Annotated in this window: 11 protein-coding genes; 6 read left to right on the top strand and 5 right to left on the bottom strand. The window is 72.3% G+C overall.

Going from position 1 to position 15,917, the window contains the following annotated elements:
* The first annotated feature begins 279 nt into the window (after positions 1-279).
* Positions 280-459: a hypothetical protein gene (locus AB0I52_RS12245; protein WP_363071539.1), complete on the top strand. Its 180-nt coding sequence runs from the start codon at positions 280-282 to the stop codon at positions 457-459.
* A gap of 120 nt (positions 460-579) precedes the next feature.
* Complete coding sequence (locus AB0I52_RS12240; RefSeq protein ID WP_363071537.1) at positions 580-987, top strand: rodlin; 408 nt, start codon at positions 580-582, stop codon at positions 985-987.
* Between the two features lie 130 nt (positions 988-1,117).
* On the opposite strand, the gene AB0I52_RS12235 is transcribed toward AB0I52_RS12240, so the two are convergent.
* Entirely contained in the window at positions 1,118-1,618 is a 501-nt protein-coding gene (locus tag AB0I52_RS12235) for a DUF5949 family protein (RefSeq protein ID WP_363071535.1), read from the bottom strand.
* A gap of 343 nt (positions 1,619-1,961) precedes the next feature.
* Between AB0I52_RS12235 and rsgA the strand changes: the two genes are divergently transcribed.
* Complete coding sequence (gene rsgA, locus AB0I52_RS12230) at positions 1,962-3,149, top strand: ribosome small subunit-dependent GTPase A (RefSeq protein ID WP_363071533.1); 1,188 nt, start codon at positions 1,962-1,964, stop codon at positions 3,147-3,149.
* Between the two features lie 70 nt (positions 3,150-3,219).
* On the top strand, positions 3,220-4,587 hold the full coding sequence (locus tag AB0I52_RS12225; RefSeq protein WP_363071553.1) for an AlkA N-terminal domain-containing protein: 1,368 nt from the start codon (positions 3,220-3,222) through the stop codon (positions 4,585-4,587).
* Positions 4,588-4,593: 6 nt separating this feature from the next.
* Here the strand turns inward: AB0I52_RS12225 and AB0I52_RS12220 are convergent, their stop codons facing one another.
* The 3 genes from AB0I52_RS12220 to AB0I52_RS12210 all read right to left on the bottom strand — a co-directional run bounded on the left by AB0I52_RS12220 (position 4,594) and on the right by AB0I52_RS12210 (position 8,736).
* Complete coding sequence (locus AB0I52_RS12220; protein WP_363071531.1) at positions 4,594-6,975, bottom strand: glycoside hydrolase family 95-like protein; 2,382 nt, start codon at positions 6,973-6,975, stop codon at positions 4,594-4,596.
* A 177-nt stretch (positions 6,976-7,152) separates the two neighbouring features.
* Positions 7,153-7,635, bottom strand: coding sequence for a DUF456 domain-containing protein (locus AB0I52_RS12215; protein WP_363071529.1), 483 nt, complete (start codon positions 7,633-7,635; stop codon positions 7,153-7,155).
* Positions 7,636-7,746: 111 nt separating this feature from the next.
* Positions 7,747-8,736, bottom strand: a complete 990-nt coding sequence (locus AB0I52_RS12210) for a helix-turn-helix domain-containing protein (RefSeq protein ID WP_363071527.1) — start codon at positions 8,734-8,736, stop codon at positions 7,747-7,749.
* Between the two features lie 474 nt (positions 8,737-9,210).
* Between AB0I52_RS12210 and AB0I52_RS12205 the strand changes: the two genes are divergently transcribed.
* On the top strand, positions 9,211-10,743 hold the full coding sequence (locus tag AB0I52_RS12205; RefSeq protein WP_363071525.1) for a protein phosphatase 2C domain-containing protein: 1,533 nt from the start codon (positions 9,211-9,213) through the stop codon (positions 10,741-10,743).
* A gap of 115 nt (positions 10,744-10,858) precedes the next feature.
* A complete protein-coding gene (locus AB0I52_RS12200; protein WP_363071523.1) occupies positions 10,859-12,601 on the top strand; it encodes a pyruvate dehydrogenase in 1,743 nt (580 codons plus the stop codon).
* Positions 12,602-12,654: 53 nt separating this feature from the next.
* Here AB0I52_RS12200 and AB0I52_RS12195 read toward each other — a convergent pair whose 3' ends face one another.
* Complete coding sequence (locus tag AB0I52_RS12195; protein ID WP_363071521.1) at positions 12,655-15,768, bottom strand: glycoside hydrolase family 38 C-terminal domain-containing protein; 3,114 nt, start codon at positions 15,766-15,768, stop codon at positions 12,655-12,657.
* Positions 15,769-15,917 lie beyond the last annotated feature (149 nt).

The following is a 15,917-nucleotide window of genomic DNA, read 5'->3' as shown; positions in this document are numbered from 1 at the left end:
GCCCGAATACTGGATGTATTCGGGCGTTCCGACAACGCAGCGAGGTGCCGTAGCTGTCGTCGTGCGCCCGCCAGGAATTGCGGGACAGCCCTTAGTCGCATCTGTCGTACCCGTGGGGCCGACCCGTCCACGCGGCAGCCGGATTCCGGCCGCCCGGACGCGTCGGCCCCACGGCGTTTCCCGGGGCGCAGCCCGAAACTCCTCCGAAAGGACGGGTCCGCTGGGCCGGTTGCCGTAGTGGCACCGGGCCGTTCCCGCCGTACCGGGTATGGCCCTCTCATGGACCAGTACGACAGCAGGAGCCCGCAGGACCGCCGCCGCCCGGAAGGCCTCACGCCGATCTACGACCGCCTTCTCGCCGAATGGCAGGCGTCCCGGGGCGACCCGGAGCCCGACCCGCCCCGAGCTGGCGGCCTCGTGCCGGCGGCGCGCACCTCGGGCGAGGCCTTCCGAGGTTGACGGAAAGGTGTCGAACTTACGCTGGATCGAACCCATTTGAGTGGAACTGCGGAACCGATGCACTCGCTGGGGGGTTGATCAGTACGTTCCTGAACGGAACGCTCCGAAAGGTGAAGTGTGATGAAGAAGATGATGGCCGGCGCGGCAGTAGCCGTGTCCATGGTCGGACTGTCCGCCGCAGTGGCCCCCGCGGCCATGGCGATCGGTAACGACCAGGGCACGACGTCGGTCAACGGCAACGGCGCCCAGTCCTCGTTCGGCAACAGCGTGACCCGGGGCGACGGCAGCCCGCAGGCCCAGCTCATCCAGGGCTCGCTGAACAAGCTCTGCCTCGGCGCGCCGATCAAGGCCAACGTCGGTTCGCTGATCGGGCTCGTCCCGATCGCGGTCCAGGACGTCCAGGTCCTGTCCTCGCCGCAGAACCAGCAGTGCGCCGACAACTCCGTCCAGGCCAAGGGTGACGAGCCCCTGTCGCACCTGGTGGACGACATTCCGGTCCTCTCCGGGAACGGCGTCGCCAACAACTGACGCCTGACACACGTGTCGCGGGCGGTCCGGGAAGTCCCGGGCCGCCCGCGGTCCGTCCGGCGGGGCACCTGATACGCGCGATGCCCACCGCTCCACGGGGGCGGTGGGCATCGTCCGTGTCCGGGGGCGGTCAGCCCAGGCTGCGCACCGGCAGGACGCAGTGGGCGGAGGTCGCGATGACCTCCGGGTCGCCGGCGAAGGACCGCAGCGAGTCCTCGGTCACCGGACGCCCCGGCGCCCCCTGCGGCCACGGGCGGGTGGCGAACATCGCGTGTACCTCGCCCTGTTCGCGGGCGGCCGCCAGCCACTCCGGCCGCGCCGGGTACTGGGCGGTGAAGTGGGGCAGTGTCAGGACGGCCTGACCCGCCTGGATGAGGAGCTTCACCGGGAGCCCGGGGTTCTCGTCGGCGCGCACGGGACCGCCGCCGACCGGAAGGCCGCTGCGCTCCAGGGCGATGTGCATGGCGCTCTCGCCGGCCGCCGGGCCGTCCGACCCGTCGCCGAGTGAGTACACGAGGAGGAAGGCGACGTCCTGCCCGTTGTGGGGATGTTCGCCGCTCCAGCCGATCAGGGTGAGGGTGCCCAACTGGGCCTGGGTGAAGGTGCCGGTGGCTGTCTGGGGGGAGGTCATGTCCGGCACCCTAACCGGCTGCGACCGGTCGATCTCCATGCGTATCACCCGATCGGGGGAGAGTTGCGGATATCGGTGGTCCGCGCCCCCGTACCGCGTTAATTCGGTTGACGCTCCCCGCCCGCTCCGGGCTATCGTTTGCGACGTTACGGAGGGCGGACGAGACCGCTGCTCCCGGACCGTGCGTGAACCAGGAGGTGAGGACATTGATGACTGTCGTTGCGGTGGGCGCTGCCCACAAGCCGAAGTGCATCGTTCCCACCCCCGTGGCCGCCGGCTGACCTTCTTCGAGACTTCCGCGCCGCCGTGCGCAGTGCCGGGGCCACCCTGTGAAGGGTCTCCCTTGTCTTTCCCGTCTTCATCCTCTCTTTCCTCCCTCTCCTCCTCCGCCCCGCAGGACTCCTCGCCGTCGCACCCGCTGGCCGCGTACGGCTGGGACGACGACTGGGTGGCCGAGTTCGCCCCGTACGCCGCGCAGGGGCTGCTGCCCGGACGCGTGGTGCGGGTGGACCGCGGGCAGTGCGACATCGTCACCCCGCGGGGCACCCTCCGCGCCGACACCGCGTTCGTCGTGCCCCGCGACCCGATGCGGATCGTCTGCACGGGCGACTGGGCCGCCGTCGACCCCGAGGGCGATCCGCGGTTCGTCCGTACGCTGCTGCCCCGGCGCACGGCGTTCGTCCGCTCCACCTCGTCCAAGCGCTCCGAGGGCCAGGTGCTCGCCACCAACGTCGACCACATCGCCATCTGCGTCTCACTGGCGGGGGAACTCGACCTGGGGCGGGTCGAACGGTTCCTGGCCCTGGCCATGTCCAGCGCCGGCGGTGACGCGCTGCTGCGTGACGGGGCGTCGGCCGGGGACGGGGCCGCCGAGACGGTCGTCGTCCTGACCAAGGCCGACCTGGTCCCGGACGCCGCCACGCTGTCCTACCTCGTCCAGGACGTCGAGCGCCTCGCGCCGGGGGTGCAGGCGCTGCCCGTCAGCTCCGCGACCGGTGAGGGCGTCGACGTGTTCGCCGCGATCGTCTCCGGCGGTACGAGTGTGCTGCTCGGGGCCTCCGGCGCGGGCAAGTCCACCCTCGCCAACACTCTGCTCGGGCACGACGCGATGGAGGTGCGGGCCACCCGCGACATGGACGGCAAGGGCCGGCACACCACCACGACCCGCAATCTGCTGGTGCTGCCCTCCGGCGGGGTCCTGATCGACACCCCGGGGCTGCGCGGAGTCGGCCTGTGGGACGCGGAGACCGGCGTCGGCCAGGTCTTCTCCGAGATCGAGGCGCTGGCCGAGCGGTGCCGGTTCCAGGACTGCGCCCACGAGGCCGAGCCGGGCTGCGCGGTGCTGGCGGCGCTCGAGGACGGATCGCTGCCCGAACGGCGCATGGACAGCTACCGCAAGCTGCTGCGCGAGAACCAGCGCATCGTCGCCAAGACCGATGCCCGGGTCCGCAACGAGCTCCGGCGCGACTGGAAGCGCAAGGGCGCCGAGGGCCGGGCCGCCATGGAGGCGAAGCGCGGCCGGGTCAGGTAGCCGGGTCCCCTGGTCGGCGTCCGAAAACCGCGAGTGCGGTGGTGCGCGATGTCGCACACTGGACGGTGTGATGGACGAAGAGACCAGGTACGAGGCGGTGAGCAGCCGCGACGCGCGTTTCGACGGAGAGTTCTTCTTCGCCGTCGAGACGACCGGCATCTACTGCCGGCCGAGCTGCCCAGCCGTCACCCCCAAGCGGAAGAACGTCCGCTTCTACCCGACCGCGGCCGCCGCCCAGGGCAACGGCTTCCGGGCGTGCCGACGCTGCCGCCCGGACGCCGTCCCCGGCTCCGCGGACTGGAACGTCCGGGCCGATGTGGTCGGCCGCGCCATGCGGATGATCGGCGACGGTGTGGTCGACCGGGAGGGCGTCCCCGGTCTCGCCGGCCGGCTCGGCTACAGCTCACGGCAGGTGCAGCGGCAGCTCAACGCGGAGCTGGGCGCCGGTCCCGTCGCCCTGGCGCGCGCCCAGCGCGCGCACACCGCACGGGTCCTCCTCCAGACCACGGCGCTGCCCGTCACCGAGATCGCCTTCGCCGCCGGTTTCGCGAGCGTGCGCCAGTTCAACGACACGATCCGGCAGATCTACGCCCGTACCCCCAGCGAGCTGCGGACCGAGGCGGGCACCGGCCTCGGCGCCGCGGTCAAGGAGGCGCGCACCACTGGAATCCCGCTCCGGCTCGCGCACCGGGGACCGTACGCCGCCCGCGAGGTCTTCGACCTGCTCGCCGCCGGGACGGTCGCCCGCGTCGAGGAGGTCAGTGGCGAGCCCGGCAGCCGTACCTACCGGCGCACCCTGCGCCTTCCGTACGGCACCGCCATCGCCGCCGTGGACGAGCGGTCCGCCGGGAACTGGCTGGAGGCCCGGATCCACCTCACCGACCTGCGCGATCTGACCACGGCGGTGCAGAGGCTGCGCCGGCTCTTCGACCTGGACGCCGATCCGTACGCCGTCGGCGAACTGCTGGCCGCCGATCCGCTGCTCGCCCCGCTGGTGGCCGCCCGCCCCGGGCTGCGCTCGCCGGGTGCGGCGGACCCCGAGGAGTTCGCCGTACGGGCCCTGATCGGTCCGGCGGCTGCCGAGGAGCTCGTGGAGACGTACGGGAAGCGCCTGGACGTGCCCTGCGGCGGGCTCACCCATGTGTTTCCCGAACCGGGCGTGCTGGCCGGTTCGGCGTCCGACCCTCGGCTGCGTGCGCTGGCGGCGGCGCTCTCCGACGGGAGCGTGCGGCTCGACGCGGGCGCCGACCGGGACGAGGCCGAGCAGGCGCTGCTGCGGCTGCCGGGTATCGGCCCGGCGACCGCGGCGCTGATCCGGATGTGCGCGCTGGGTGACCCCGACGTCGATCCGTACGGAACGCCCGGCTCGCACCGGTGGCGGCCGTGGCGCTCCTACGGCGTACGCCACGCGGAGGTCGCGGGCCGGGCGTCCGGGTAGCGGCGGTCAGGCCGGCAGGCCCCAGCTGGGTGCCGGCTCGTTCGCGGTGACCGGGCGGACGGTCAGGTCCGGGCGGTCACCGGCCGCGGTGATCAGCGCCGAGTCGCCCTCGCGGAGCCGGATGCGGACCGATCCGTCGGCCAGTTCCTCATGGCCCAGGGGGCGGCCGTGCCGGTCGCGGACCTCGATCGCGCCCTCGATGCCGTGCCGCACGACACAGGGCGCGCCCGCCTCGCTCGTCAGACGCACCCAGCGGGTCCGGCCCTCTTCCCGTACCGCGCTGAGCAGGAAGGCACCCTGCGTGCGGAAGTCGTGGACGGTCAGCTCACGCCAGGCGGCGGGCAGCGCGGGGAAGACCCTGATGGTGCCGCCCCAGGACTGGCAGACCATGTCGTGCAGCGACTGGGCCGCCGACAGCGGGGTCTCGATGACCGGGCCGGACTCCTTGTACATGGTGTTCGCCTGGATGAACCGGCTCATCAGCCGGCCGAGGTACTTCAGCGCGTCCTCGCCCTTGCCGAGCAGCGCCGACATGGAGGCCGCGCCGGTGAACGTATAGCCCTGGAGGGCGCCCTCGAAGCCGACCCAGTGGGCGAGGGACTTCTCGATCAGGGCGCGCTCCGCGTCGGTGGAGCCGTTGATCTCGTACAGCGGGTAGACCGCGAGCATGTGCGAGTAGTGGCGGTGGGACATCGCGAACGGCACGCCGGCGCCGATCATGAAGCCGTTCTCGTCCACCGGGTACGGGGCGAGCCTGGCCAGGACCTCTTCCCAGCGGGCGGTCAGCGGGTCGCGGACGCCCAGTTCCCGGGCCGAGTCGAGCAGGGTGCGGCAGCCCCAGCGCAGCAGCATCAGGTCGTAATTGCAGTCGGGGGCGTTGACGCCGTACTCCGGGGAGAAGGTCGCCGGGAGGTGCAGCTTGCCGTCGGCGCCCGGGGCGAGGAAGTGCAGGTAGTAGTTGACGGCCTTGCGCAGCAGCGGAAACAGCGTGTCGCGCAGGATCGAGCGGTCCATGGTGTGCCGGTAGGAGAGCCAGACGTTGTGCAGGGCCCAGGTCAGGTTGCCGACCTCGGGCGTGGGCGGGTCCTGGCCGGGGATGCCGACCCCGTATCCGCCGTCGGCGACGGCCGCGCCGTTGACCAGCTGCGGGTCGGTGGTCCGGGGAATGCCCGCCGAGTCCGCCCGGTAGGGGGCGGCGACCTCGCGGGAGAGCTGGTCGCGGAACTCGCTCAGGGCCCGGGTGACGGCGTCCAGCTCCAGGTGGTTGGAGCCGTGGATCAGCCAGTACTCCAGCTGGACGTTGAGGTTCCACCAGGTGTTGGGCCAGGGTGTGGGCTCCAGCCAGGGGCCCGAGGTGGCCATCACGGGCGCGTCCTTGCGCGCGGCCGACGCCGTTTTGTAGAGCTGGATCCAGTAGAACCGCTGGAGCCGGGCATCGGGCAGGGACAGGAAGCTCTTCCGGTAGAAGCGGTCCCACCAGAGCCGGTGCGGGGCGGCCAGCAGGGTGTACGGGAGGGCCGAGGCGACCGTGACGGTCCGCAGCGCGCGGTCGCGGGCGGTGTTCTTCGGGTGGGAGTGCGCGACGCTCGCGTACAGGGTGCGGCCGGCGCCGCGCGCCCGCTCGCGCCAGGCGGTGACGTGCTGTCCGCCGCCGAGCAGCGACTGCACGGCGGCGGAGGTGGCGCCGTGCTGCTCGACGACGGCCGGGGGATTGCCCGTGTAGCCGTCGGGCAGCGGCTTGAAGGCGGCCCGGGGGCTGATCGCCTCGGCCGGGTGGAAGACCCAGCGGAAGTCCTTCTCGCCCGCGCTCGGGGTCACCTCGACGGCCAGGACGTCGCCGGTGGACCGGACGAAGGCGCGGAGCGTGAGGGTGCCGGCGGAGGTGGTGACCGTGCCCTGGAGTTCGGCCGTGCGCAGCCGCATCCGCCAGTCGACGCCCGTGATGGTGCCGGCCGGCTCCAGGGTGAAGTGGCCGATCGGGAGCCGGGCCAGGCCGAAGAGCGAGCCGTACTCGGGGCGGTGGTCCTGGACCTCGGAGTGCTGGACGTTGAACCGGATCGCCGTGGTCTCGGCGCCGGGCTCCGCGTAGATGCCGGAGCCGAGCCGGCCGTTGCCCAGGTACGGGCCCTCGTACCAGGTCTTCGGCAGCTTCTGCCAGTGCAGATCGGCGTCGTCGAGGACGGTGTTCCAGCTGTCGGCGGGGGAGTGCACCGCGACCGGGGCCGTCGCGGCGGCCGCCGGGGCGGCGGCCTGGGCGGGGACGGCCGCGCCGCCCACCACGAGGGCGCCGCCGAGCGCGGTCCCGGTGGCGAGGACGGTTCTGCGCGAGGGCGCGGGCGACGGGGATTCGGTCCGGGGGGAGGCGGCGGGGTCCGGTGCTGTGGGCAAGGCATCTCCTGGCGACTCGTACGCAGTCGGGCGCAGCAATTCATCCGAGCTATGTCCTCACGGAAGGTAGGCTTGTGCCATCCGGGCGTCAATAGGGTGCGAGAGATCCGATGTGTTTCTATCCATGTGATCGGATTCCGTCTACGTGACGTCAGCGCCGGAGCGGCACGCCCCGCGTCAGCGCCAGAGCAGCACGCCCAGCCATGCCCCTGTCACCAGCAGACAGGCGAACAGTTCGACCAGTACGGAGTAGCCGGTGGCCCGCATCACCGAGCGGACCGAGGCCCACCCCGCCCCCCGGCTGCCCAGTCGCAGCCGCTCCGCCCCGTAGATCACGCCCACGTACCCGGCGATCGCGCCGACCACCGGGACGACGAAGAAGCCGGCGATCGCGCCGATCCCCCCGAGCATCAGCGTCCGGCGCGGCACACCCGACTCACGCGGGCGGCGCGGTGCGAGCAGCGGCTTCAGCGCCTGGTTCAGCAGGAGGAGGGCCGTGGCGCCGATCAGCACGCCCCAGGCGGCCGGGGTGTTGTCCGCCAGTGCCCACCACAGCACGGCGGCCCACACGATCGCCTGACCGGGCACACCGGGCACCAGCACACCGATCAGGCCGAGCAGGATGACCAGGCCGACGGCGACGAGCTGCCACACACTCATCTGACAAGCGTGCCGGAATCCGGCCGGTCCCGCCCGTCGTCAATATCCCCAGCGGCGCCGTCGGCGCAGCTCAGAGGGCATCTCGCCCGGGATTCGAGGACCGACGGCCGCTCAGGCGCGCGGCTCGCGGGACACCCAGCCCCGCTCGTAGGCGTGCCAGCCCAGCTGCAGCCGGGTCGACACCCCGGTGAGCTCCATCAGGCCCTTGACCCGGCGCTGCACGGTCCGCAGCCCCAGTTCCAGCTGCTTCGCCACACTGGCATCGGTCAGCCCGGCCAGCAGGAGTGACAGGACCTCCAGGTCCGTCGGATCGGGCCCGGTCACGTCCTCCCGCAGCAGCCCGCTCTCGCCGAGCCGCAGCGGCATCGCCTCGCGCCACACCGCCTCGAAGAGCCCCATCAGCGACTCCAGCAGCCCGGAGGCGTGCACGACCAGGGCCGCGGGCTCCGCGCCACGGCCCGTCAGCGGCACCATCGCCAGCGAGGCGTCGGCGACGACCAGTTTCGTCGGCACCCGGTCCACGACCCGGCACCGCTCGTCACGGCTCAGCGCCGCCGACAGCTCCAGGATCCCGGACGGCAGCGCGAGCACCTCGCGCTCGACCACCACCCGGAACGTCACCCCACGGGTGGCGGCCTGCTCCTCGGACTCGTTGTCGAGACCGCTGACCGCGATCGGCTTCCCGGTGACCAGGGCGCACACCTCGCTCGTCGCACCCAGCTGGAGCTGATGGAACCGGTGTGCCACCGCGCTCGCACCGGTGACCACCTCGACCAGGTCGTGGACGGCGGGTTCGGCGGCGTCCGCCCGGTACTCCTCGGCCAGCAGCGCCGCCGCCAGCTCCGCCTGCTCCAGCTCATGGCGCTGCTGCGTCAGCAGCGCGCCCAGCGCGACCCCCGGCGGCGCCGCCACCCACCGCCCCGTGCGGGCCGACGACTGGGCGGCCAGACCGTGCTGCTCCAGCCGTCGCAGCGTCCGCTCGGTCTCCGGTTCCCCAAGCGCCAGCCGGTGTGCCAGATCGGAGAGCTCCGCGGCCCCCAGCGCCACGAGCGCGCGATAGGCCGACTCCTGTCTTTCGTCGAGACCTATGGCTCCCAGCATCCCCGGACCCCTCCCGGACGCAGTGCTTCCACGTCATGTCGTGCTCTTCGGCCGGCCGGCCGGACGTGGCGGAAAACGGCCACGGCGTAAACCCGCCTGGGCACATCATCGCCGTACCGCCCGCCCCTCTGCCAATGTGGCGCCACCGCAGCACCAACAACCTCCGGAACGTGGTGCTTTGTTCGGCCCGTTCCGGTTTCACTCGGGGAGGGCGATACCTCCGGCATCGCGTACGGCACTGGGGACGGCCACTCCCGCGGTCCTGGCCGTCACGACAACGTGCCGGTGAGCAAGGTCAGTTGAGACCGTGACCGACGCCTGCGCCGTGCGCTGACGACGGACCACCCCGACCGGTCCGCCGGGCGTCCTTCCCGTGGGGGGTGGGGCCGCCCGGCGGACCTCTTTCCCGGGGGCTCTCACCACATTTTCGGGATGATCCGTTTTGCGACGGCCCCCGCGGTGGACAATATGGGCATGAGTCAGCAGGGGGAGAGGCCCGCCGCCCACGAGGACGACTGGTGGCGCAGGCTGTACGACGAATCCGCCCCGGACACCGGGGCGAGCCAGGCGGCCGACAGTCTCGACGACCGCTTCGACTCGGCGTCGGACGCCGTGGGGCCCGGCGGCCATGACGCGTACGAGGCGGCCGCGGCGGTGCCCGAGCCACGGGTCGAGCCACCGCAGTCCGGCCGCACGGCGCGGACCCCGCCCGCTCCGCCACCGCCGCCGACGCGCGAGGCACCCGTACGCGCCCCCTGGGAGCCCCCGGCCGGCACACCCGGGCCCCGCACCTTCGCGGCGCCGGCGCCCATACCCGCACCGGTGCCCGAAACCGTGGCACCTGAGCCCCCCGCCGCACCCGCGCCCGTGCCGCCCCCGCCTCCCCCCGCCGATCCCCGCATCGCCCCGCCGCTGCCCAGACGGCCGGTCGTCGAGTGGAACGAGAGCGAGCGACCGGACGAGAACGAACGACCGGACGCGAAGACCCTGGCCCCCACCGCCCCCGCCGCCGGGAAGCGAGCGCCCCGCCCCGCGTCGTACGTGGGCGCCAGGCCGCCCACGTACGACGCGGAGCCCACCGCACTGCCCGCCACCGACCCGCGCGAGATACACGCCCTCGTCGCCGACACCGTGCTCGACGGCGCCGCCTACGGGACGTACACCCTGCGGGCCGCCTCCGTGCGCGGTGACTCCGCACGGTTCCGGGGCGAGCCCCGGCGCGACGCGCTGCTCACTGTGCGCTTCGGCACCGCCGAGAGCGCGCTCGTCCTGGTCGCCGTCGCGGGCGGCGCCCGTACCGCCGAGGGCGTGCATCCGGCCGCCGCCGATGCGTGCCGCTGGATCGGCGAGGCCGTCGGACGCAGCCATGCCCGGCTCTCCGAGGACATAAGGGCGGGCCGCCGAGGCGAACTCAAATCGGGTCTGCACCGGCTCGCCGACCGCAGCTACGGCAAGCTCCGCGCCCGCGCCGCCGAACTCGGGCTCGAACCGCACGAGTACACGTCGGGTCTGCGCTGCCTCCTGCTGTCCGCCGATCCCGACTGCCGCACCCGGGTCTTCTTCGGCGTCGGTGGCGGAGGGCTCTTCCGGCTGCGCGACGGCAGCTGGCAGGACCTCGAACCGGCGGTTCCGCACCCGGGCGCACTCACCGGGGAGGGCGTGGTCGGTTTCGGCTCCGCGTCCCCCGAGAGCGGGCCCGACGGCGAGCGGCTGACCATGGACCTGGGGATCACCACCGCCCCGCCCCCGTACATCGAGAGCCCGGTCCCGCCGCCCGCAGAACCGTTCCGCTTCCGGGCCTCGGTCGCCCGGCCGGGCGACACCCTGCTGCTGTGCAGCAACGGTCTGGCGGACCCGCTGCGCGACGAACCGGCGCTGGCCGACGAGCTCGCCGGCCGCTGGGCACCCGGCCCGGCGCCGGGCCTCGGGGAGTTCCTCGCGGACACCCAGCTCAGGGTCAAGGGGTACGCCGACGACCGGACGGCGGTCGGCGTCTGGGAGGCGTAACCGCGCGCGCCGTGGGTTGATGGACTCCGGAGAGAACCGGTCCGGCCGAGGTTTCGCGCCGCGGGGTCCGGACAGCCGAACGTGCACGGAGCACAGGCAGAGGGAGCACGCACCCATGGCCAAGCAGAACGTGTCGGAGCAGTTCGTCGACATCCTCGCCCGCGCGGGCGTCAAGCGGCTGTACGGAGTCGTCGGCGACAGCCTCAACCCGGTTGTCGACGCCATCCGCCGGCACCCGGGCATGGACTGGATCCAGGTCAGACACGAGGAGACGGCCGCGTTCGCCGCCGGTGCGGAGGCGCAGATCACCGGCACGCTGGCGGCCTGCGCCGGATCGTGCGGACCCGGCAACCTCCACCTCATCAACGGCCTCTACGACGCACACCGCTCCATGGCACCCGTACTCGCGCTCGCCTCGCACATCCCGTCGAGCGAGATCGGCCTCGGGTACTTCCAGGAGACCCATCCGGAGCTGCTCTTCCAGGAGTGCAGCCACTACAACGAGATGATCTCCAACCCGCAGCAGATGCCGAGGCTGCTCCAGACGGCCATCCAGCACGCGGTCGGCCGGGGCGGCGTCAGCGTCGTCTCGATGCCGGGCGACATCGCCTCGCAGTCCGCGCCGGAGAAGTCGATCGAGCACGCCATGGTCACCTCACGGCCCTCCGTGCGGCCGGGCGACGCGGAGATCGAGAAGCTCTGCCGGATGGTCGACGAGGCCAAACGGGTGACGCTGTTCTGCGGCAGCGGGACGGCGGGTGCGCACGCCGAGGTGATGGAGTTCGCCGAGCGGGTGAAGTCCCCGGTCGGGCACGCGCTGCGCGGCAAGGAGTGGATCCAGTACGACAACCCGTACGACGTCGGCATGAGCGGCCTGCTCGGCTACGGCGCCGCCTACGAGGCCACCAACGAGTGCGATCTGCTGATCCTGCTCGGTACGGACTTCCCGTACAACGCCTTCCTCCCCACCGATGTGAAGATCGTCCAGGTCGATGTGCGGCCCGAGCACCTGGGCCGCCGCTCCAAGCTCGATCTGGCGGTCTGGGGCGATGTCCGCGAGACGCTGCGCTGTCTGACCCCGCGGGTGAAGGCGAAGACCGACCGCAAGTTCCTCGACCGGATGCTCAAGAAGCACGCCGACGCGCTGGAGGGCGTGATCAAGGCGTACACCCGCAAGGTCGACAAGCATGTGCCGATCCACCCCGAGTACGTGGCATCGGTGCTGGACGAACTCGCCGACGAGGATGCGGTGTTCACGGTCGACACGGGCATGTGCAATGTCTGGGCGGCCCGCTATCTGTCGCCGAACGGCAAACGCCGGGTGATCGGTTCGTTCACCCACGGTTCGATGGCCAACGCGCTGCCGCAGGCCATCGGCGCGCAGTTCACGGACCGGAACCGGCAGGTCGTCTCGATGTCCGGGGACGGCGGATTCACCATGCTGATGGGGGACTTCCTCACCCTCGTCCAGTACGACCTGCCGGTGAAGGTGGTCCTGTTCAACAACTCCGCGCTTGGCATGGTCGAACTGGAGATGCTGGTGGCGGGGCTGCCGTCGTTCGGGACGACCAACAAGAACCCGGACTTCGCGGCCATCGCCCGTGCCTCGGGGGCGTACGGCGTACGTGTCGAGAAGCCCAAGCAGCTCGAAAGCGCCCTCAAGGATGCCTTCAGGCACAAGGGCCCGGCCCTCGTCGACGTCGTCACCGATCCCAACGCGCTCTCCATCCCGCCGAAGATCAGCGCGGACATGGTGACCGGTTTCGCGCTCTCCGCGAGCAAGATCGTGCTGGACGGCGGAGTGGGCCGGATGGTCCAGATGGCCCGCTCCAACCTCCGCAACGTGCCCCGCCCCTGACCCGCGACGGCCAGGGGCGAGGCCGGGGCGGGCCGGGGCGGTTCCTCACGTCCTCACGCCGGGGTCAGCCGCACCGTCAGGATCTGGAAGGGCCGCAGCGTCAGCGAGAGGCCGTGCGCGTCGGTCGTCGCCGCGTGCAGCGGCCGTTCCAGCAGGTCGGTGATCCGCGCCGCGACGACGGGGAACGACACCCGCAGCGTCGCGTCGGCCCGGCCCCCGGCCGACTCGTACAGCCGGACGATCACATCGCCGCTGCGGTCCTCGGCGAGCTTCACCGACTCCACGGTCACCGCCGGATGGCCGGTCGACACGACCGACGGCACCGCCGGGGCGACCGCGGCGCGCAGCGGCAGATTGAGCGCCAGCCCCTCCCGTACCGCGTCGGTGATCTCCACGCCGGGCGCGAGCGCGTACCGGAACCGGTGCGTGCCGAGGTCGGTCTCCGGGTCGGGGCTGTGCGGGGCGCGCAGCAGTGTCAGCCGTACGGTCGTGCCGAGGCCCGCCGCGTGCGGGGTGCGGGTCACCTCGTGCCCGTACGTCGAGTCGTTGAGCAGCGCGATGCCGTACCCGGGCTCGGCGACCCGCAGCCAGCGATGGGCGCAGATCTCGAAACGGGCCGCGTCCCAGCCGGTGTTGGCGTGCGTGGGCCGGTGGACGTGACCGAACTGGATCTCGGCCGTGGACCGTTCGGCGTGCACATCGAGCGGGAACGCCGCCTTGAGGACCTTCTCCGACTCCTGCCAGTCCACCTCGGTCTCGATATCGACCTGCCGGCTCCCCGCGGCGAGCCGGATCTCCTGCACGATCCGGGACGCGCCGAACGCCCGCACCACCCGCACGGCCGCCCGCAGCGGCCCCTCCTCGACCAGCTCGACCAGCTCGGCGTCGGTGAGATCGGTGCGTGAGCGGCGGTAGTGGGCGTCGATGTCCCAGGCGTCCCAGTTGTTCGGGTGGTCCGGGTGCAGCTGGAGGAGGTTGGCCCGGTGGCCCGGGGCCAGGACCTCACGGCCCGCCGCCAGGTCGAGGACGGAGGTGATCAGCCCGTCCCGGTCGACGGTGACGCGCAGCAGTCCGTTGTCGAGGACGGTCCCGTCGTCAGCGCGGACGACGGCCGAGACCTCCTGCTCAGGGACCGCCGCACCGTCCAGCAGCCCCGATCCGAGCCCCGGCGCCTCGGCGAGCACCGCGGTGCGCCCGTCGCCCAGCGGCTGCACATGAGCCCCGGACGGTAGCACCGCACTCGCCTCGGCGTCCAGCTCGACGACCTGACTGCGCGGATACGGGGAGGAGTTGAGCGCCACCAGGCCCTGTGCCCTGCCGAGCGCCGTCACCGCCTCCGCCACCAGGTCCGCCAGCCCCACGCGCACCTGCTCGTAGGTGTCACGGGCCTCGCGGTGGACCCAGGCGATGGACGAGCCCGGCAGGATGTCGTGGAACTGGTGGAGCAGGACCGTCTTCCAGATCCGGTCCAGCGCCTCGTACGGGTAGGCGTACGAGGGCGCCCGCAGGGCCGCCGCAGTCGCCCACAACTCGGCCTCGCGCAGCAGGTGTTCGCTGCGGCGGTTGCCCTGCTTCGTCTTCGCCTGAGTGGTGTACGTCGCCCGGTGCAGCTCCAGGTACAGCTCACCCGACCAGACCGGTGCCTGCGCCCCGTACTCCTCCTCGGCCGCGGCGAAGAACGCCGAGGGCTTCTCGATCTCGACCCGGGGGGAGCCCTCCAGATCGCTGAGTCTGCGGGCCTTCTCCATCATCTCCCGGGTCGGGCCGCCGCCGCCGTCGCCCCAGCCGAACGGCATGAGGGAGCGGGTGGCCCGGCCCTTGTCCGTGAAGTTCTTCTCGGCGTGGGCGAGTTCGAGGCCGTGGAAGTGGGCGTTGTAGGTGTCGACGGGCGGGAAGTGCGTGAAGATCCTGGTCCCGTCGATGCCCTCCCACCAGAAGGTGTGGTGCGGCATCTTGTTGGTCTGGTTCCACGACAGTTTCTGCGTCAGGAACCACCGGATACCCGCCAGCCGGGCCAGCTGCGGGAACGCGCCGGTGCAGCCGAAGGAATCCGGCAGCCAGATCTCCTCGGTCTCCACCCCCAGCTCCTGCTCGAAGAACCGCTTCCCGTGCACGATCTGCCGGGCCAGCGCCTCGCCGCCGGGCAGATTGGCGTCGGACTCCACCCACATCGAACCGACGGGCTCCCACTGCCCGTCCGCCACCGCCCGTACGATCCGCTCCCAGATGTGCGGCTGGTGCTCCTTGACCCAGGCGTACTGCTGGGCCTGCGAGCAGGCGAACACCAGCTCCGGGTAGTCCTTGGCGAGCGCGGTGACGTTGGCGAAGGTGCGCGATGCCTTCCGTACCGTCTCGCGCAGCGGCCACAGCCATGCCGAGTCGATGTGCGCGTGCCCGGTGGCCGAGATCCGGTGCGCGCTCGCCGAAGCGGGCCTGGACAGGACCTCGGTGAGCTCCGCCCGTCCGGCCGCCGCGGTGGCGGACACATCGTGCAGATCGAGCGCGTCGAGCATCCGCTCCAGCGCCCGCAGGATCTCGTGCCGCCGCGACCGGTCGGTGGGCAGCTCCCGCATCAGCTCGGACAGCACCTCGATGTCCAGTACGAGATGCCAGACGTCCTCGTCCAGCACGGCGAGGTCCGCCGACGCGAACCGGTAGAGCGGATCGTCGCCCGCCGTGAGTACGTCCCCGAGCGGCGTCGGCTCGAAGCCGTGTTCCAGCACCGCCGGGTTGGCCGCTGCCTCCAGCAGCAGGGAGACCTGCTCGCCACCGGCGGCGGGCGCGCCGACGGTCAGGTGCCGGTTGCGGGGGTGGACACCCTTCAGCGGGACGCCCTCGGTGTCGTAGAGCATCCCCTCGGCCTGGAAGCCGGGGGCCTGGCCGGAGAAGCCCGGATCGACCACCACCTCGACCCGGCGGCCGGCCCACTCCCGCGGCACCGCACCGTCGAGCCGGAACCAGCTGGTGGTCCACGGGCCGCCCCACACCGTCCCGGCCGCGAACGGTTCGTAGCGCGCCCCGAGAGCCTCCGCCACCGGAACCGGCTCGCCCGGCGCGTGCCACACCGCCAGCGTGAGCGGGGTCCGCGCCGCGTACTCGGCAGGGCGGATGAACTGGCGCAGGGCCCGCTCCAGCCGGCCCTCCACCAGTGTGCTGTCGTCGTGCATGTCGCTCCTCGTTGTCGGCACCCGCGCGCGGTCGGGGGCTTGCATTCCCCGGTGGCGGGCATCCACCCCTCACCGGCGGCCGGCCGCCGGCACCCGCAGGCCGTGACGTGGGCGCAGCGTACGTGACGGGGCGTCATACAGAGCGGGAT

The organism is Streptomyces sp. NPDC050423, assembly GCF_040655445.1.
Taxonomy (GTDB): domain Bacteria; phylum Actinomycetota; class Actinomycetes; order Streptomycetales; family Streptomycetaceae; genus Streptomyces.
Note: the sequence above shows the minus strand (reverse complement) of the source record. Positions and strands in the feature narration are given on the sequence as shown.

Bases quoted from the DNA above. Each gene is read 5' to 3' on its own strand.
- AB0I52_RS12245 (WP_363071539.1), top strand. From the start codon at position 280: ATGGACCAGTACGACAGCAGGAGCCCGCAGGACCGCCGCCGCCCGGAA.
- AB0I52_RS12240 (WP_363071537.1), top strand. From the start codon at position 580: ATGAAGAAGATGATGGCCGGCGCGGCAGTAGCCGTGTCCATGGTCGGA.
- AB0I52_RS12235 (WP_363071535.1), bottom strand. From the start codon at position 1,618: ATGACCTCCCCCCAGACAGCCACCGGCACCTTCACCCAGGCCCAGTTG.
- AB0I52_RS12225 (WP_363071553.1), top strand. From the start codon at position 3,220: ATGGACGAAGAGACCAGGTACGAGGCGGTGAGCAGCCGCGACGCGCGT.
- AB0I52_RS12215 (WP_363071529.1), bottom strand. From the start codon at position 7,635: ATGAGTGTGTGGCAGCTCGTCGCCGTCGGCCTGGTCATCCTGCTCGGC.
- AB0I52_RS12210 (WP_363071527.1), bottom strand. From the start codon at position 8,736: ATGCTGGGAGCCATAGGTCTCGACGAAAGACAGGAGTCGGCCTATCGC.
- AB0I52_RS12205 (WP_363071525.1), top strand. From the start codon at position 9,211: ATGAGTCAGCAGGGGGAGAGGCCCGCCGCCCACGAGGACGACTGGTGG.
- AB0I52_RS12200 (WP_363071523.1), top strand. From the start codon at position 10,859: ATGGCCAAGCAGAACGTGTCGGAGCAGTTCGTCGACATCCTCGCCCGC.
- AB0I52_RS12195 (WP_363071521.1), bottom strand. From the start codon at position 15,768: ATGCACGACGACAGCACACTGGTGGAGGGCCGGCTGGAGCGGGCCCTG.